This is a genomic window from Parajatrophihabitans canadensis (assembly GCF_053764775.1).
The window spans coordinates 3,948,763-3,966,290 of sequence record NZ_CM132445.1 but is presented as its reverse complement, the minus strand read 5'-3'; the positions used below and the strand labels follow the sequence as shown (position 1 = coordinate 3,966,290).

The 17,528-nt window shown below is 63.3% G+C and carries 18 protein-coding genes; 9 read left to right on the top strand and 9 right to left on the bottom strand.

From position 1 onward, the window contains the following. The first annotated feature begins 2 nt into the window (after nucleotides 1–2). The 3 genes from ACSMXN_RS19035 (at nucleotide 3) to ACSMXN_RS19025 (ending at nucleotide 3,919) form a co-directional block, all read left to right on the top strand. On the top strand, nucleotides 3–2,456 hold the full coding sequence (locus ACSMXN_RS19035) for a CoA transferase (RefSeq protein WP_022913899.1): 2,454 nt from the start codon (nucleotides 3–5) through the stop codon (nucleotides 2,454–2,456). Between the two features lie 176 nt (nucleotides 2,457–2,632). Then, entirely contained in the window at nucleotides 2,633–3,109 is a 477-nt protein-coding gene (locus ACSMXN_RS19030) for a polyketide cyclase (protein WP_022913898.1), read from the top strand. Between the two features lie 39 nt (nucleotides 3,110–3,148). After that, nucleotides 3,149–3,919 carry an SDR family oxidoreductase gene (locus tag ACSMXN_RS19025; protein WP_022913897.1) on the top strand — a complete coding sequence of 257 codons (771 nt, stop codon included), beginning with the start codon at nucleotides 3,149–3,151 and terminating at the stop codon, nucleotides 3,917–3,919. Here ACSMXN_RS19025 and ACSMXN_RS19020 read toward each other — a convergent pair. Beyond that, entirely contained in the window at nucleotides 3,865–5,367 is a 1,503-nt protein-coding gene (locus ACSMXN_RS19020; RefSeq protein WP_022913896.1) for an MDR family MFS transporter, read from the bottom strand. The two genes, ACSMXN_RS19025 and ACSMXN_RS19020, sit on opposite strands and share 55 nt — an antisense overlap. A 27-nt stretch (nucleotides 5,368–5,394) precedes the next feature. Beyond that, nucleotides 5,395–6,342: an aldo/keto reductase gene (locus ACSMXN_RS19015; RefSeq protein ID WP_022913895.1), complete on the bottom strand. Its 948-nt coding sequence runs from the start codon at nucleotides 6,340–6,342 to the stop codon at nucleotides 5,395–5,397. A 416-nt stretch (nucleotides 6,343–6,758) separates the two neighbouring features. Here ACSMXN_RS19015 and ACSMXN_RS19010 point away from each other — a divergent pair, with 416 nt between their 5' ends. After that, on the top strand, nucleotides 6,759–7,142 hold the full coding sequence (locus ACSMXN_RS19010; protein ID WP_022913894.1) for a hypothetical protein: 384 nt from the start codon (nucleotides 6,759–6,761) through the stop codon (nucleotides 7,140–7,142). A 10-nt stretch (nucleotides 7,143–7,152) separates the two neighbouring features. On the opposite strand, the gene ACSMXN_RS19005 is transcribed toward ACSMXN_RS19010, so the two are convergent. After that, complete coding sequence (locus ACSMXN_RS19005) at nucleotides 7,153–7,461, bottom strand: hypothetical protein (RefSeq protein ID WP_155958421.1); 309 nt, start codon at nucleotides 7,459–7,461, stop codon at nucleotides 7,153–7,155. A 181-nt stretch (nucleotides 7,462–7,642) separates the two neighbouring features. Between ACSMXN_RS19005 and ACSMXN_RS19000 the strand changes: the two genes are divergently transcribed. After that, nucleotides 7,643–8,509: a mycofactocin-coupled SDR family oxidoreductase gene (locus ACSMXN_RS19000; RefSeq protein WP_022913892.1), complete on the top strand. Its 867-nt coding sequence runs from the start codon at nucleotides 7,643–7,645 to the stop codon at nucleotides 8,507–8,509. 47 nt (nucleotides 8,510–8,556) lie between these two features. On the opposite strand, the gene ACSMXN_RS18995 is transcribed toward ACSMXN_RS19000, so the two are convergent. Together ACSMXN_RS18995 and ACSMXN_RS18990 are read right to left on the bottom strand one after the other, a co-directional pair. Continuing rightward, the gene (locus ACSMXN_RS18995) at nucleotides 8,557–9,321 is read right to left on the bottom strand and encodes an SDR family oxidoreductase (protein ID WP_022913891.1); all 765 of its coding nucleotides are present in this window, start codon (nucleotides 9,319–9,321) and stop codon (nucleotides 8,557–8,559) included. Then, nucleotides 9,318–9,947 (bottom strand): TetR/AcrR family transcriptional regulator, encoded by a 630-nt coding sequence (locus ACSMXN_RS18990; RefSeq protein ID WP_022913890.1) that lies wholly within the window; start codon nucleotides 9,945–9,947, stop codon nucleotides 9,318–9,320. The genes ACSMXN_RS18995 and ACSMXN_RS18990 overlap by 4 nt, the downstream gene beginning before the upstream one ends. Nucleotides 9,948–10,120: 173 nt before the next feature. Between ACSMXN_RS18990 and ACSMXN_RS18985 the strand changes: the two genes are divergently transcribed. Next, a complete protein-coding gene (locus tag ACSMXN_RS18985; RefSeq protein ID WP_022913889.1) occupies nucleotides 10,121–10,891 on the top strand; it encodes a glucose 1-dehydrogenase in 771 nt (256 codons plus the stop codon). Nucleotides 10,892–10,932: 41 nt separating this feature from the next. Here the strand turns inward: ACSMXN_RS18985 and ACSMXN_RS18980 are convergent, their stop codons facing one another. Then, entirely contained in the window at nucleotides 10,933–11,505 is a 573-nt protein-coding gene (locus ACSMXN_RS18980; protein WP_022913888.1) for an XRE family transcriptional regulator, read from the bottom strand. Then, nucleotides 11,498–12,178: a cyclase family protein gene (locus tag ACSMXN_RS18975; protein WP_022913887.1), complete on the bottom strand. Its 681-nt coding sequence runs from the start codon at nucleotides 12,176–12,178 to the stop codon at nucleotides 11,498–11,500. The genes ACSMXN_RS18980 and ACSMXN_RS18975 overlap by 8 nt, the downstream gene beginning before the upstream one ends. Nucleotides 12,179–12,272: 94 nt before the next feature. Here ACSMXN_RS18975 and speB point away from each other — a divergent pair, with 94 nt between their 5' ends. Then, a complete protein-coding gene (speB, locus tag ACSMXN_RS18970; protein WP_022913886.1) occupies nucleotides 12,273–13,283 on the top strand; it encodes an agmatinase in 1,011 nt (336 codons plus the stop codon). A 9-nt stretch (nucleotides 13,284–13,292) separates the two neighbouring features. Here the strand turns inward: speB and ACSMXN_RS18965 are convergent, their stop codons facing one another. Then, nucleotides 13,293–14,963 (bottom strand): PspC domain-containing protein, encoded by a 1,671-nt coding sequence (locus ACSMXN_RS18965; RefSeq protein WP_027139581.1) that lies wholly within the window; start codon nucleotides 14,961–14,963, stop codon nucleotides 13,293–13,295. A gap of 137 nt (nucleotides 14,964–15,100) precedes the next feature. On the opposite strand from ACSMXN_RS18965, the gene ACSMXN_RS18960 reads away from it, so the two are divergent. Together ACSMXN_RS18960 and ACSMXN_RS18955 are read left to right on the top strand one after the other, a co-directional pair. Beyond that, the gene (locus ACSMXN_RS18960; protein WP_455407620.1) at nucleotides 15,101–16,321 is read left to right on the top strand and encodes an ATP-binding protein; all 1,221 of its coding nucleotides are present in this window, start codon (nucleotides 15,101–15,103) and stop codon (nucleotides 16,319–16,321) included. Continuing rightward, entirely contained in the window at nucleotides 16,318–16,971 is a 654-nt protein-coding gene (locus tag ACSMXN_RS18955; protein ID WP_155958420.1) for a response regulator transcription factor, read from the top strand. The genes ACSMXN_RS18960 and ACSMXN_RS18955 overlap by 4 nt, the downstream gene beginning before the upstream one ends. Before the next feature lie 101 nt (nucleotides 16,972–17,072). Here the strand turns inward: ACSMXN_RS18955 and ACSMXN_RS18950 are convergent, their stop codons facing one another. Further along, on the bottom strand, nucleotides 17,073–17,387 hold the full coding sequence (locus ACSMXN_RS18950) for a chorismate mutase (RefSeq protein WP_022913882.1): 315 nt from the start codon (nucleotides 17,385–17,387) through the stop codon (nucleotides 17,073–17,075). Nucleotides 17,388–17,528 lie beyond the last annotated feature (141 nt).

Below are 17,528 nucleotides of genomic sequence, written 5' to 3'. Positions count from 1 at the left end.
ATATGACGACTGGATCGCTCCCGCTCTCTGGACTGCGGTGTGTGATGTTGTCACCCACCCAGACGGGCCTACACGCTGGCCAACTCCTGGCTGACTTTGGAGCCGACGTCGTCCACCTTGAACGTCCCGGCGGCAGTCAGCTGCGCGATCAGCCTGCATGGCCGTTCTGGGCTCGAGGCACCCAAAGCATCGAGCTCGACCTGCGTGAAGCCAGTGATGTTGAGGTCGCGAAGGGTCTCATCCGTCACGCCGACATCGTCATCGACACGTTCCGCAACGGCGTCGCCGACCGTCTCGGGTTGGGGTACGCCGACCTGAGCGATGCAAACCCTGGCCTGATCTACGCGTCCATTACCGGCTTTGGCAGCCAGGGCCCGTTGTCTGATCTGCAGGGCTACGAGGGCATCGTCATGGCGAAGTCTGGTGTCCTCTGGCAGTGGGCGGGCCTGGAGGGCGGGACCAGACCCGCGTTTCCAGCGGCACTCTATGGGTCATACCCCGCCAGCCAGTTGGCACTTCAAGGCATTCTCACCGCACTGTTCGAGCGTGAGCGAAGTGGCCGCGGGCAACGGGTCGAAACAAGCCTGCTGCAAGGTCTCACTGTTCACGACACCCTCTCGTGGTACCTGCGGGTCGTTACTGATCGCTTCCAATCCGGCTATTCTCCAGCCCCCGTTGTGCAGTCGGGCGTCCCTAGCGGAGGCCTTTCGTTCAGGCTCCTGATCGCCCAGACTGCCGACGGCTATTGGCTGCAGTTCTCCCAGACCACCGACCGGCTGTTTCGCGCGATGATGAAATGCCTAGATCTGGAATGGATGTTCGATGACCCGCGCTGGGCTGGTCTTCCCGACTTCGACGATATTCCGACGCGAGTCGAATTCTGGGAAACACTGCTGCTAGCGGTGAAGGAACATCCGCTGGCGGAGTGGCAACGACGTTTCGATGAAGACCCTAACGTCTGGGCCGAGACTTTCCGGAGCGGAAGCGACGCACTCGATCATCCGCAGAACGTGTGGAACCACATGGTCTGCGAAATTGCTGATCCCGAGCGTGGGCCGGTGGTGCAGCCCGGCGCAGTGGTGCGAATGAACCGCACGCCGGCGCTTTTGACCGAACCCGCACCCCGGCCGAACGAACACGCCACAGCGCTACGAGAGCTTTCGGTAGCTGACGTTGCCGGGCAGGGCGCGGAGCAGGCTGGATCCATCAACACCGACGCCCCGTTGGCCGGCATCACGGTCGTCGAGCTAGGTACTTACTACGCCGGGCCTTTCGGTGCAACGCTGCTCGCGGACTACGGCGCCCGGGTCATCAAGATTGAGGAACTCGCGGGCGACCCGATGCGGAACATGATGCCGTTCCCGGACGTCGCGGGCATCAAAGCTCTTCTTGGCAAGGAAAGCATCGCAGTAGACATGACGACCGAACGGGGCCGTCAAATCGTGCTCGACATCGTTCGCGGCGCCGATGTGGTTCTACAGTCTTTTCGGGCCGGTGTAGCTGATCGTCTTGGCTTGGGGCCTGCCGCGCTCCGTGATGTGAATCCCGACATCGTGCACCTCGCCTGTCCGGGATACGGAGTTGACGGCCCGTGTGGTCATCGGCCGGCGTTCGCGCCCACGATCGGCGCAGCGGCTGGGTTGGTCAGTCGCAATGCGCGAGATCTCTTGGGCGAAGGGGAGATTCTCGATCTACCGGAGATAAAGCGCAAAGCGATGTTGCTCGTGCAGGGCGTCATGGGAGTTGCGAACGCCGACGGCTACTCCGCTGTCACCTCCGCGACAGCCATGGCGCTAGGCCTGGTAGCCCGGGCACGTGGCTACGGCGGTCAAGACCTGCTGACCACGATGCTCTCATCGGCGACGCATGCCCTGTCCGAGGACATGGTTCGCTATGAAGGACGCGGAGCGGCGCCCACCGCAGATCTGAAACACCTGGGGTTGCAGCCGCTCTATCGGTTGTATGAGGCGCAGGAAGGATGGGTATTTCTGGCGGCGCCGACTGAGTCGGACTGGCGCAAGTTAGTTGGCACGCTTCGAGAAAGCCCAGAATTAGTGGACGGTTCGAGATTCGCCACGGCCTCCGCGCGTTCGGAAAACGCGGACGATCTGGCAGCGGCGTTGGAAAGCATCTTCAAGACCCAGTCGGCGCGCAGCTGGGAACGGGTGATGCGCGGCGCGGACGTGGCCTGCGTTGAGGTTGCCCCCGCACCGGTCGACGCAGCCTTCCTAGGCGAAAGGGCCATCGCGCCGGCGTGCGGCTTTGTCACGTCGTGCAAGCACTCCACGCTCGACGAGATCCCACGCCTGACATCCTTGGTCCGGTTCTCGCGGTCAGACACCATGGCAGGAGATCCCTGCGCCATTGGCCAGCACACCGGGGCGATTCTTCGGGAACTTGGGTACGCAGAGTCAACGATCGAGCAGCTGTCGGTAGACAACGTGATTGGTCACTGACAGCTGCGCCAGCGTTGGCATCATCGATGCGGAGAACATCACTCTTTCCAGCGATCGCTACCCCTCGATCTCGTGCTGTGCACATACTTGCGTGCAGATACTTGATCGTTCATCAACACGTTCGAACGCCATTGCCGTCCTTTGCACGACCACAACTCAGACATTGGAGGGCCGACATGGCTCAAGAAGAACGCATCTCGACGACCCGGCGCGTCAAGGCACCCGCAACGAAGATCTTCGAGCTGGTGTCGCGCCCGGACGGGCACGTCAAGATCGACGGCTCCGGCATGTTGCTCGCGGCGCCGGACGCCACACCGGTGGCAGCGGTCGGCGACACGTTCGCGATGCACATGGATCGCCGCCCACTCGGCGATATCCCCGACATGGCCGAGTACGACGTCACCGTCATCATCACCGGCTTCGAGCAAGACACGCTGCTCGAATGGTCGGTGATGACCCCCAAGGGCAACCCGTACGGCCATGTCTATGGCTACCAACTCGAAGCGGCCGGCGACGGCGAAACGATCGTTACCTCCTACTGCGACTGGAGCGGGCTGCCCGAAAAGCGCAAGGATCCGTCGAGGTGGCCGATCGTCCCGCTGCACATGCTGGAGAAGTCGCTCGACAATCTCGAAGGCATCGTCACGGCCTAATCCCGTCGGCCAGATTGCCTCGTACCCTACGATCGGTTCATGGATCTGGAACTTACGGGAGCGGTTGTCGCCATCACTGGCGGCACGGATGGCCTGGGTGCGGCTCTCGCCGATCGGCTGGTCGAAGAGGGCGCCAAGGTGGCGATCTGCGGTCGCGACCAACAACGACTCGATTCGGTGACGGCCCGGCTCACCGCTGCCGGTGGTGACGTCCTAGGCGTCCGCACCGACGTGAGCGTCGCTGCCGATCTGGAGCATTTCGTCGGCGCTATCGTCGATCGCTGGGGCAAGGTCGACGGGCTCGTGAACAACGCTGGCCGCTCGGCTGGCGGAGCCATCGAGTCGGTTACCGACGAGGATTGGCAAGCCGATTTCGACCTGAAAGTGATGGCAGCCGTCCGGCTCACTCGCCTCGCGCTGCCGCATTTCCCAGCAACCGGCGGCGCAATCGTGAATGTCCTGAACACCGGCGCGAAAGCCCCATCAGCTGGGTCGCTACCAACGACCGCGTCTCGAGCCGCCGGCCTTGCCATCACCAAAGCGTTGTCGAAAGAGCTCGCGCCGCGGGGGATTCGGGTCAATGCTGTCTGCATCGGACTGGTCGAAAGCGGCCAATGGCGCCGCCGTGCCGAGGCCACCGGCCAAACCCTCGAACAGTTCTACGCGGGCCTGTCAGCCTCGATCCCGCTCGGACGGGTCGGACGGGCAGATGAGTTCGCGGACCTGGCGGGCTATCTGCTCTCGCGCCGGTCGTCCTACGTGACCGGCTCTGCGGTCAATCTCGACGGCGGCTCGAGCCCGGTGCTCTGAGGCCGCCGCTCAGCCGCCGTCTGATCACGCTCGGAGCGCGGAGCAGGCCGGGAATCGGCAGCGTCACGGTCGCGGATCTGAAGCGCGATCGTTGCCCCGATCAACGCCATAATCGCCGAAACGATCAGGGCAATGTGATAGCTGGAGAGGTTAGCGACGCTGTGCGATTGCACGGTGTGGTTGACGCCAACGATCGTAAGGGTTGTCGTCAGCACAGCCACACCGATCGCACCCCCGAGTTGCCGGCTTGCACTGAACAATGACGATGCCCGGCTGGTGTCAGCGCGGCTGATCTGAGCCATCGTCGCGGCCTGCGAGGAGACCATGACGTGCGCAAGGCCATAGCCCATAACGAACATCAAACCTCGTAGCCACCAGAGTTGACCGGTGGAATGGATCGTCGTCATGGCGATGCTCGCGCACGCTATGGCCGTCAGGCCAAACGCCATCAGGCGGCTCGGTCCGATCAGCCCATATAGCCGGCGGCTGACGATCTGCGATCCAACGATGACGCCCAATGCCTCGGGAAACGTTGTCAGACCCGAGTCGAGAGCGGACACGCCTAGGCCGTCCTGGAGCATGAGTGTCACCAGTAGCAGCGTGCCCTGAAATGCCGCTGTCGTGAGAAACATGACGCCGCTTGCGGAGCGAAACAGATGGTTGCCGTACAGGTGAAGCCGCAAGAGTGGCTCGGGCACTCGGAGCTGGTGAAAGACCAGCGTTGTGAGCAGCAGAGCCCCGACGATGATCGCGAAGATCACCCAGCGGTTGTTCCAACCTCGTTCGGGACCCTCGCTGATCCCGTACATCAGCGCGGCAAAGCCCAACCCGGACAGTGCGAAACCGACCTTGTCGAATGCACCTGCAGGGTCGGTGTCCTGGTCGCGCAGGAAGAAAATACCGAAGAGGACGGCGGCGAGCGCGATGGGCAGGTTGATGAAGAAAACCCATCGCCAGGACAGGCTGTTCACCAGTACTCCGCCCAATGCAGGGCCGGTGGCAGGGGCCAGCGCGGTTGGTAACAGCAGGATGCGCGCTACCCGGACCCTTTCGTTGAGCGGAAAGGTCCGCAGCAACAAGGCCATCCCGACCGGGGTGAGGATGCCGCCGCCAACTCCCTGAAGGACTCGGGCCGCGATCAGTTGCTCAAAAGTCTGTGAGAGACCGCATGCCGCGGAGCCGATGGCAAAGAGCACGATGGCCACGAGCAAGATCCGTCGATGCCCGAAGCGATCACCGAGCCAGCCCGAGGCCGGGATGACGACAGCCAAGGCCACCAGATAGGCGATCGAGACGATACTCACCGAAGTCGGCGCGGTATTCAGATCGCGCCCGATCGAAGGCAGCGCGACGTTCACGACCGTGATGTCCATGACGGCCATGAACATTGTCGAGACCAGGACGACGCTGACTGCGATCTTCTGGTCTATTTCGGGCAGTTTGATCACTGGCTACCTGTCCAAAAGAAATGGGCCTTACTTGCCGCGGATTACCTTGCGCAACGCCGCTGCATCGGCATCATCTGGCACCCACTGCCCGGCTGCGACGTTCGCCCGAACCTGCTCTGCTGAGGTCGCGCCTGCAATGACGCTCCCGACCGTCGGCCGCGCCGCGAGGCCGCCGATCGCGAGGTCAAGCAGGGTGACGCCGCGCTCGGCGGCAAAGGCCTCGAGCTTTTCGACCGTGTCGAACGCGCGATCGTTCAGCGCGGCCTGCAGGTTCCACGCCTTCATGCGGCTGCCCTCTGGTGCTTCTTCACCCCGTCGATACTTACCGGTAAGCAATCCGCTGGCCAGCGGGAAGTAGGGGAGCAGCCCGATGCCGTATTTCTCCAGCGCGGGGACGAGCTCGGTCTCGACTGAGGTCTTGATCAGGTTGTACTCGTTCTGGGCACTGATGAAAGGCTCGAAGCCTCGAGTCTGGGCAGTCCAGTGTGCATCCGCAGTCTGGAATCCGCTGAAGTTCGAATGACCGATGTAGCGAATCTTGCCTTCATGGACAAGGTCGTTGAGTGTGGACAGCGTCTCTTCGATCGGCGTTTGCGGATCCGGCACGTGCATCTGGTAGAGATCGATCCAGTCCGTCCGCAGCCGGCGCAACGACGCCTCGACGGAGCGGCGAATGTAACGCCGCGATCCGCGCGCGCCCCAGTCAGCGCCGTTGCCGTTGCCCATCCGACTCGCGTCCGAGCCGAATTTCGTCGCCAGGACGATGTCGTCGCGGCGCCCGACGAGGAGTTCGCCGAGGTTCTCCTCGGACTTGCCGTAGCTGTCAGCCGTATCGATGAGCGTGATGCCGGCGTCGAAGGCTGCATCGAGCACCTCGCGGCAACCGGCAAGATCCAGTTTCAAGCCAAAGTTATTGGTTCCCAGACCGACAACCGAAACGGTTAGTCCTGAGCGTCCGAGCCGACGAAATTCCATCGAAAAGCCTTCCTGTCCTTTGGTCTCGACGTTGCGTGCGACGGTGTGAACCGCAGATCAACCGGAGGCGACGTCCGGTTAGACATTACCTCTCGCGTCAATAGGAAAGCCTCAACAGAAACGGTGACTACGCCGCAGGCTCACCGTCTGCGCCGATCGGCAGGTGTCGAGCTGGATGGGCCCGACAGCAGCCCTGGGTAATGAACCTGCTGCTGGGGGTAACGGATGATGGCCAATCCGTTTTCTCTTCTCACAAAACACGTCTCGAGGTGGACGTAGGCCGAATAATGACATATAACGATCATGTTCGGCGTTATCGGGGGACTACGCGGACAGCCTGATCGTGCCCCGATTCGCTTGTCCAAAGCCGGGTCACAACCCGGGTCGACTGAGACGATCATCGGGGATGCGCACAGATGGAGACTGAGTCCTTACACGCCCGGCCACAGCCTGGAAAGACAGTGCTGCCCTGCTGCGGTCGCACGCTGGCGGAACTGCCGCCATTCGACCGGATCGGCCTGAAGTCTGAGCAGGTGACCTGCGGCCGCCTCAGCGTTGCCGATGAGTTGTTGCTCACTGGCCACCCCGTCGTACTCGATCCAGCGAACGAACAGGTGCTCTACAACATGGCGAGCACGGTTTGCAGCCTGTGCGCAGGAACGGTCACGTTGCAGCGTGCCTACGACAAGGTGAACGACGCCATGCGCGAGATCTTGCCTCGCGATCGGCCACTGGTCGCCTGGTCGGCATCGCTGATGGTGCGGGTAACGGCCCGCGCACACGAGCTGACGGCCCAGTAGGTCGCGGGCGTCAAAGGGTCTTACCGCACGAGCAGAGCCAATTCTCGATGGGTCGACCAGCCGCCATCGTGGTCGAGACAAGTTCGAAGCGGGTATGAAAGTGTCGCCCTGACGGCTGGGTGACGGGCTGGGTGGCGACGGCCTGGGTGGCGACGGGTTCTGAACCGACCGTCAGCTCAGCCTCCGGGATGAGCGACCGCAAGTAGTCAGATCTGCTCGCCGAGTTCCGCGCGCCGTCGAGTCGTTCAACCTCTGCCGGCGTCAGCCGAACTCGGACGAGCACACTGCGAGCTTGGTCCGCCACCGATGTTCTAGCCATAGGCCCACTGTGGCACAGAATCCCGCGCCAGCGCCGAACGGACGTTCACCACGAATTCAAGGCTGTTCTCCCTGGTCCAAGACGCATAGCATCGACGCCTAGCACCCAGGTCGGCGCGAGGCGTTCGGCGCTAGATCTGACACCAATCCGCTAAGCGCATCCGCGCGCGAAAGGCTGAGACATGACAGGTCGTCTGGAAGGCAAGGTCGCTTTTATCACCGGCGCAGCGCGCGGCCAGGGCCGAAGCCACGCTGTGCGGCTCGCCCAGGAAGGTGCCGATATCATCGCAGTCGACATCTGCGAGCAGATCGAGTCGAACCCCTACCCGCTGTCGACATATGAGGATCTGCAGGAAACTCAACGTCTTGTCGAGGCACTCGACCGGAGGATCGTCGCCCGTAAGGGCGACGTGCGGGAGCGTTCGCAGCTCAAAGAAGTGGTCGATATCGGCATCGCCGAGTTCGGTCGACTGGACATCGTGGCAGCCAATGCCGGCATTCTGCCGATGGCGATGGGCAACCCCGATCCGCTTGATTTCGTCGACGCCACGGACGTCGACCTCGTCGGAGTCATGAACGCGGTCGCCGTTGCGGTGCCGCACCTGCAGGAGCTCGGCTCGATCATCGTCACCGGCTCCACGGCAGCAATGATGCCCGGCACAACCGACAACCCCGCGATGGGCCCGGGCAGCGCCGGTTACAGCTGGGCGAAGAAGACCCTGATGAGCTATGTGGAGCAGATGGCTCTACACCTTGCTCCGCGGATGATTCGGGTCAACGCCGTGCACCCGACCAACGTCAACACGCACTTGCTACACAACGACGGCCTTTACAGCATGTTCCGTCCGGATCTGGAGAATCCCACCCGAGAGGACGTACTGCCGGCCTTCCAGCATTTCCAGGCGATGCCGATTCCGTACGTCGAGCCGGTAGATATCTCGAACCTGATCCTGTTTCTCGCCTCGGACGAGGCCCGGTACATCACTGGCCAACAGATCCGGGTCGACGCCGGCTCGCTGCTGAAGTTCCCGAACGGCCCCGGCGGCTGAGGGCTCCCGCCCGTCCAGGCTGGGGTGGTGGTTGGGCTGGCCGGCCCTTAGCGGACCATCGTGCTTCCGCCGTCGACCGCGAACATCTGGCCGGTCATGAAGCGGGGCGCTTCGCTTGCCAAGAAAGCAAGAACCGGGACGAAATCGTTCTGAACGTCGCCGAGCTTGCCGCCGAGCGGTATGCGCTGCGCCATGACAGCATCGTGCGCCGAAAGCTGCTCGGCAGTCATCGATGCGCGGGTCTTGTCATACATCGGAGTCCAGATACCTGGCACCAGTGCGTTCACCGTGATTCCGAACGGAGCCCACTCGACGGCGACCGAACGTGTCCAGGCCAGTACCGCGCCTTTGCTCGCGGCATATGCCGGTTTGCTCGGGTAACCCTGAACGCCGGCGGCTGATGCGAAGTTGACGATCTGGCCACCGCTGGCACGGAGATGGCTGAACGCGGCCTGATTGGTGAGCATGGTGCCAGTCGCGTTGACCGCCATCACCCGGTCCCACATGTCGACCTCGGTTTCGGCTCCGGAGGCGCCCGGCGCGATGCCCGCTGCGTGGATCAGCACGTCCAAGCCGCCCAATTCTTCGACCGCGCCACGGAAGGCATCGTCGACTGAGCTCTTTTGAGTCACGTCCGTCTCGATGAATGCCGCGCCCACCTCGGCAGCGATCGCTTTACCGGCCTCGGCCGCGATGTCCATCGACACCACCCGCGCTCCCAGAGCAGGGAATGCGCGCACGAGGCCCTCGCCCATGCCGCTCGCGCCGCCGGTGATGATGACACGCCGTCCGTCGAGTCTGATGTCGGTCACTCTGAAGATCCTTTCGTCAGGCCTCTGAGGCAGAAGTGGACGAGGTGATCGGCTTCGTCCTGAGATGGAACGGTCGAGTGGGCGGAGTGCCGTCGCATCGTTCCGAAGGCTGCCTCGTGGATGGCGTCGGCGTCCCGGTGCGGGTCCGTGCTACCGCTGCTGATGAGTGGTGCGATCAGCAGGCTGGTCAATAGAACGGTCTGATCGGCACTTTCATGGTCCACGGCGTTTGGCAGCTGCCGGTTGATGGCGGCGCCCTGACGTGCGGCTCTGCGATCGGTGACCTGGGTGAGCACACCGCGAATCCAGGCCTCGATCTGATCGTTCGGGGCGGTGTGTTTGCCCATCTGATGCTCGAGATAGCTGTGCACCCGAGCGATACCTCGTTCGAGCACGGCAGCCATCAGCTCCTCCTTGCCCGCGAAGTATCGATAGAACGCCTGATTGGACGAGCCGGCCTCGGCGACGATGTCCGCGACCCGCGGTGCTGCCGGGGCGACCCGCTCGGCAACCCGAAGGGCGGCAGCAAGGATCGATTCGACCTCCCGGGTCGCGTCGTCGCGCTGTTTTGTCAGTGCGCGCTCGACTGCGGCCTGGGCTGCGCTACCTGAGTCGGCTACTGGCACCGAATCATTATGCACCAGACCTGAACACAACTCTGTGGCGTCAGATCTTGATTCTTGGTGCGAAGAATCGTATTCTGCAGGGGGTTTGCCGAACCAGCTCGCTGCGGGCGAGGACTACCCAGCACCGACGACCCTCTTGCTAAACACCGCCGACCATCTTGGGAGCAAACGTTATGACGACACCTGCGCAACTGTTCGACCTGACCGGCAAGGTGGCTGTCGTCACTGGCGGGAGTCGCGGCATCGGTCGTGCCGTAGTGCAGGGTCTCGCGGCCGCCGGCGCCGATGTCGTCGTGGCCAGCCGGAAGTTGGAGAACTGCCAGGCCGTCGCTAATGAAATCGAGGCGGCAACCGGGCGGCGCGCCTTGCCGCTTGCTGTGAACGTCAGCCATTGGGACGAGTGCGACGAGCTCGTGGACGCGGTCTACGCGCACTTCGGCCGGTGCGACGTATTGGTCTCGAACGCGGGCATGTCGCCGTTGTACGAGAGTTTGCCGGCAGTCACCGAATCGCTCTACGACAAGACGCATGGCGTGAATGCGAAGGGCCCGTTCCGGCTTGCCACGCTGTTCGGCACCCGAATGGCAGAGGGCGACGGCGGTTCTATCATCAACGTCTCGACCGCCGGTTCGTACCGTCCGGGCGTCGGCGATCTGCCCTACGCCATGGCGAAGGCCGGGCTCAACGCGATGACCCTTGGCCTTGCGGGAGCTTGGGCGCCGAAGGTCCGAGTCAATCTGGTACTGCCTGGCGCCTTCGACACCGATGTCACGAAGGCCTGGGCGCCCGAGCAGAAGCAGAATGCGGGTGAGGCGAATCCGATGGGCCGGATCGGTCAGCCTGAAGATCTGATTGGCGTCTGTGTATTTCTCGCCAGCTCCGCGTCGAGCTACATCAATGGTGCTCAGATTCTCGCTGACGGCGGCGCTTTCCGCACGCTCTGAACCGGATTCTTGCCGGCTTGTGCCGGTGGGCAAGTGCGAAGCTACGGCGATGGTGTCAGCACCCACAAAATCTCCGCTGGTTCGGTCTTCGACGCATTGCGCCAACTGTGCAGCTCGCGGCCCGGAAACGTGAATGAATCGCCGGTGAACAGCGTGATGGTTTGGCTCGCCAGCAGAACGTCCAGTTTGCCCGCCAGCACATGGACGAACTCGACGTCGGTGTCGAGGCTGTAGAGCTGGGCACCACCACCACCGCCGCCCGCTTCGATCAGCGAGTGAATGATCTGCAGTTTGCGCTCCGTGCCTGGTGTCAAGAGGTGCTCGCGAACTCCCTCGCCGCCGAAGTTGATCGGCTTCCCCTCGTTCGCTCGGATGACCGTCGTTTCGGGAGCGTCAAACAGCTGACCAACCCGGATGCCGAGCTCGTCGCAGATCGCGACGAGCGAGGCCACCGAGGCTGAAACCTCGTCACGCTCCATTCTGCTGATGAAGCCCTTGGTCAATCCCGTTGCGTGCGCGAGCTTTTCGATGGTCAGCCCGCGTGACATCCGTGCCGCGCGAAGCTTCGAACCGATCTTCACCTCGGCGCCGCGGCGGCCCGATTGCTCAGTCATACGCGGCTGCGTTCAGCTCGATCGCCACCGCCCGCACCGGCGCTCCGTCAGCACCCGTCAGTCGCAACGGAAGGCACGAGACGAACGGGTCGAAATCGATTGCCGCTACGTTGGAAAGGTTTTCTCCGATGACGCCGTGTGCATCGGCGATCAGATGGTGAACCGGAAAGCCCTCGCCGGGATGCGCATCGTCCGGCGTCTCATCGATGTTGACCGCGTCCATCAAGAACGTCCGCACTCCCAACTCCAGCATCCGGCGGCAGGCGTCGGCATCGAGAAACGGATTGTCGAAGTACCGCTGCGTGCCGTAATGGACGGACCATCCGGTGTGAAAGAGGGAAATCACTCCGGTGTGCAGGCGATCGGCATACGGCTCGATCAGATCCCAGCCGATACGGCCACGAGCACCCGCAGCGCGGACGTCCAGTACGACTGCTGGGCCGGTGAAGAGCTTCAGGTCGAGCTCGTCTATGCGCAGCCCCCTGTCGGAGAAGTGGTAGGGCGCGTCTACGTGCGTGCCGGTTTGAGAACCGATATGAACGCTCAGAAGGTTGAAGCCATCCGACTCGATGGTCGCCGCAGTTCTGATTCTCGGTGTCGGATCACCGGGATAGATCTGGGTCGCCTCGTCGACGGGCACGGACAGGTCGACGATCCGGCTAACTCGACTCATCTCCCTACCGTCCCATGATTTCTGGCAGGCATCAAGTGTTGCCTAATAGAAAACTCTGGTTTACCTTCTCTTCTATCGAGCGAAGGGATGTCCGATGACAGCCAACCTCACGTCTCCGGAACCTTGGTATGCCCTACCGCGCGTTCAGTCCGGCAATGGCGTCATCGGCCCCGTCGACGCCTCGCTCGTCCCCAGGTTTGCCGGTCCAGCTACCTTCGCGCGGCTGCCACGCGTTGACGAGGTCTCGGATCTCGACATTGCGATCGTCGGCATACCCTTCGACACCGGTGTGAGCTATCGCCCCGGCGCTCGTTTCGGGCCTGCGCACATACGCGAATCGTCGCGACTGCTTCGGCCGTTCAACCCAGCCCTGAGCGTTCATCCTTTCGGGGTATGCCAAGTCGCTGATGCGGGTGACCTAGCGGTGAATCCATTCTCGATCGACGAGGCCGTTGCCGGCATCGAATCAGGTGCCCGACAATTGCTTGAACGATCGAACCGCCTTGTCACCATCGGCGGCGATCACACCATCGCGCTGCCGCTACTTCGCGCGATGGCTGCCAAGCACGGCCCGATAGCCGTCGTGCACTTCGATGCCCACCTCGATACCTGGGACACCTACTTCGGGGCTGCGGTCACCCACGGCACGCCGTTTCGACGTGCAGCTGAAGAAGGTTTGCTCGACCCCACCGCCTGTTTGCACATCGGTATCCGCGGGCCCCTCTACGGCGCGGCAGATCTGGTTGACGATGCTGCGCTGGGCTTTCAGATCGTGCCGGCAACCGAGATGGATTCGCTTGGCGCAACCGGGGTAATCGAGAAAATTCGAGCCCGAGTAGGCGACAAACCCGTCTACGTTTCCGTCGACATCGATGTGCTGGATCCCGCCTTCGCCCCTGGTACCGGTACGCCAGAGTCGGGCGGACTGCTGAGCCGTGAGCTGTTGGCGATCCTGCGTTCGTTCAGCGCCCTCGACCTGATCGGTGCCGATGTGGTTGAGGTCGCACCGGCCTATGACCACGCCCAGATCACGGGGATCGCGGCGTCGCATGCGCTGTATGAGCTGGTATCGGCGATGGCGCTTCGGACTGCTGATCGGCCATGAGTACGCCGCTCAGTTGATTCGGTCGATCTGGATGTGCCCGACAGTGAGATCTACCTTGATGGTCAACGATGAACCAGTGGTCGCGCTGCTCGTGGGTGGCACAGTCAGGTCGGTGTTCACGCCACCCGCGTAGTTGCCGGTGCCACGCAACCTGTCGACCTGGATATCTCCGATGTGCACCGAACCGACGATGGTGGCGTTCGTCGTTTGGGGGACGCGGATCGAGATCCGTCCTGCGGCCTGGGTGATCGTGATCGTGCGATCGGAAGTGAGCGTCGGAAGCTTCGTGAGATCCAAAGTGGTATCGCCTGCGAAGCGTTGCTCATTGACCAGTTGAGCCTCTGAGGTCGGTGCCCAACCGGCCTTGCCGGATCCGTCGGTGATGCTGGCCGTCGTACCACCGAACGCGACAAGCGCGGGTATGAGAATGCATAGCGGCCAAACGAATTCCCACACCGTGCGCCGAACAATGACGCTGATCAGAAACCCGCCGGCCAGCAGCGCGGCAAGGAACCAGATGTAAACATCGAAGGAAACCCGATGAAGAGCGTCCACGATACCGATCGCGCCCAGGCCGACCAACAGCGTGACCCCGACCGCCACCTTGAGTGGCTTGCGTCGGGCTTGGCGTTGCTTCTTCGCGGCTTTGGCCTCGTTGTACCAATCGCTCATCGAGCGGCGGAAGTCGTTGAGAGGAGGGACGAGCGGTTCCTGTTGTTCATTCCATGCTTGTTGATTCCATGCCTGCGGGTCACCCGACTGTTGGTCGAACGCCTGTTGGGACGGTGTCGCCCCAGTCGCGTCCGGATCCCTAGTCGAAGCAGCGCCCCACAACAAGTTCTGCGTCGCCCCTTCACCGTCAGCCGCGTTGGCCATGGCCGCTGAACTCTGAGCAGTCGGCTGGCCGGAGCCTTCGCCGTTCTGCTGAAGATCGCCTTGAGCTGCCCCGACCTGCCACGGGTACGGCTCGGGCTGCCACGGCTGACCGGGTGCCGGAGCGCTACCGACCCACCCCGAGGGTGTCGAAGGTGTCGAAACGCGCCGGATCAACACGATCAGAATGACGGCGATCAAGGCAAGCGCGGGAAAGGTTGGTCCGGGCGCCCACCAGGAGAACCAGCCAAGCCAGAGGATCAGCGTCGCCGCGATGATGACCACCCATGGCGGGATCCTGCGCTGGCGCAGCTGGGCGATGCCGCGATCCAACGCCGAGACCCGCACGTCGGGTTCGGGCATCAGCAACCAGCAGGCGAGGTACATCAACAGCCCGACACCGCCGAAGAACGACAGCACGGCGAACAGCACGCGAAAGAACACCGGGTCGACGCCGAAGTATTCCCCGAGGCCACCGGACACCCCAGTGATCATGCGGTCGCTGCGACTGCGCCGCAGCGACCGGCGCCGAGGGCCTGGTGCTCCGTACGGCCCTGGCGCGGGTGGTCCGTACGTCGGACCAGTCCCACCGGTACCGCCACCGCCGCCTGTGCTCCCACCCCCGCCGGAGCTGGGTGCGGAGGGCCGGTCGTCGCCGGCGGACGCGGGGGCGCCAGGAACTTGACCCGCCGCCGATTCGGAGGTGTCCGATTGGTCGGTGCCCGATTCCTTGGCGGCAGAGTCGCCGGTGCCGGGGTCGTCGCCGGCAGAGTCGCCGGCGGCGGAATTGTCGAAAGTCGTCGTCATGCCAATCAGCCTGCGGCTCACGCCGGAAGAAAGGTATCGGGGTCCACCCCGAGCAAGCCCTGATTCTGCCCGCTCGCGGGGATCCGGGTGGCTCCTGATGCCGATTCCGCGTATCGGGCGCCATTATTGGTACCAAGATGAGTGCAACTATGAAACCGGGACCGCCTTCTGGGCCAATCGAGCCCCCATTGGCGTCTGGGGCACCGAAGCTCTATCGGGCTGTCAAAGGCCGCATTTTCGGCGGTGTAGCCACCGGATTGTCCGAATACCTCGGCCTGCCCCGCAAAGCCGTACGAGCGGCGTTCGTGATTCTGTCGTTCGCCGGCGGCATGGGCGTGCTGTTGTATGGCGCCTTTTGGATCGTGCTCAAGGTCCGCCCCGGTGAGTACGAGCGGCCCCGCCGCGCGGCCGTCGAATACATCGTCGCGCTCGTCGCCGGCGGTGCGGTCTTGGTTTTCAACGCCCACACCTTGCCGGTCGGTTGGTGGTTCCTGCCGGCTGTCCTGGCCTGCTTCGGCGCCGCCTTGCTGTGGCGTGAGGCTTCTGAAAGTGATCGGGATCGGTGGCGCCGGCTCTCCCGCAGCTCGCTCAGCGCTGGCAGCTTTGACCGGGTGGGCCTACTCCGGCTGGTCGCCGGGGTGACCCTGGTCCTCGCCGGTGGGGTGTTCATCCTCGCCCAGGCAGGGATTTCCGCGGTCGGCGTCGGGTTGGCGGCCATGGTCGTGACCGTGGCTGGCGTTGGGCTGATCACCGGCCCGTGGTGGCTGAAACTGGTACGCGATTTGTCGACCGAACGAAGCGAGCGGATCCGAAGTGAGGAACGGGCCGACATCGCCGCGCACCTACATGATTCGGTGCTACAGACGTTGGCCTTGATCCAGCGCAACGCCAATTCGCCGCGAGAGGTCGCTCGGCTGGCCAGAATTCAGGAACGCGAGCTACGTAACAGGCTCTACGGTGCGGGAGTGCCCAACGGGCAATTCGGTGCGGCATTGCACGCGGCGGCCGCTGAGGTCGAGGACACTTACGCAGTGACCATCGATGTGGTGCTGGTCGGCGACGCGCCACTGGACGCTCGACTCGACGCCATGGTCGCCGCAGCGCGGGAGGCAATGATCAACTCGGCCAAACACGCCCAGGTCACGTCCGTCTCGCTCTATGCCGAAGTCAGCGATACCGAAGCTGTCGTCTTCGTCCGCGACCGAGGGATCGGCTTCGACCAGGACTCGATCGAAGCGGATCGCCAAGGGGTTCGTGGCTCGATCATCGGACGGCTGGAACGCAACCACGGCACGGCCACCATCAAGTCCAAGCCCGGTGAGGGCACAGAAGTCGTACTGAAACTGGAGCTGACATGATGAGCGCTAGGCCGACAGTTGTCGTGGTCGATGACCATGCGATGTTTCGTGCCGGGGTACGCGCCGAGATCGGCGAGGCCGTCGACATTGTCGGCGAAGCGGCGACCGTCGCCGAGGCGATCACCACCATTCGGCATCTGAAACCGGCCGTCGTACTGCTCGATGTGCACCTACCCGACGGCGGCGGTCCGGCAGTGGTTGCGGCGATCAGGCCGGAACTCCCAGATATCCACTTTCTAGCGCTCTCCGTCTCCGACGCCGCGGAAGACGTGATTTCGGTGATCCGGTCTGGCGCCCGCGGGTACGTCACGAAGACGATCTCTGGAGTTGACCTGACCGATGCCATCAGGCGGGTCTCTGAGGGAGATGTGGTGTTCTCTCCGCGGCTCGCGGGCTTCGTGCTGGACGCGTTTCGAGACTCGGACGCCGGTCCGGTGGCATCGTCTGATCCCGAACTCGACCAGCTCACCCCTCGCGAACAAGAGGTGCTGAGGCTGCTTGCACGCGGTTACTCCTACCGCGAGATCGGCGCGGAACTGTTCATATCGATCAAGACGGTCGAAACGCATGCTTCGAATGTGCTGCGCAAGCTCCAGCTGTCGTCCCGACATCAGTTGACCCGGTGGGCTGCAGACCGGCGCATCGTCTGAACCGCCAGAAACCTCAACTTGTGTAACGTACGGCATCCCATCGGTGCCGAGCGTTACACGATTCGCAGGTAGCGGGAGCGGGAACGGTTATCGGCAGGGGGTTAGCGGACGCCTCGGCAGGCACGCAGTACCGCTTCACCGACCGGTGCACCCTCGGCTCCCAGGGCCGAGCGGTAGTGATCGATGATCGCGCGTTCACGGCCCAACTCGATTCGGGTGCCGCCGGCGTTCATCCGCGCAGCTTGGATCCTTCGGGAAAGCTGCGCTCGCTCGGCCACCAACCGGGCGATGGCGGTGTCCAGAGCGTCGATCTGACCGCGCAGGGTCTCGATCATGGTGGCGCTGTCAGCGGCGCTCGCGGCTGAAAGCGAGTCGGACGCGGGCTTGCTGGGGTCGATCTCGGCGGTGCTGGTCACGGTGTTTCCTCTCGAATGGGGATCACCCGGCCGGTTCGAACCCCAGACACGCAAAACGCCCCGGGCTCGACTGCGGCCCAGGGCGTTGACGGTTGTGTTAGATCAACCGGCCACGGTGGGTGCCGCGTAGCGGTACCCATA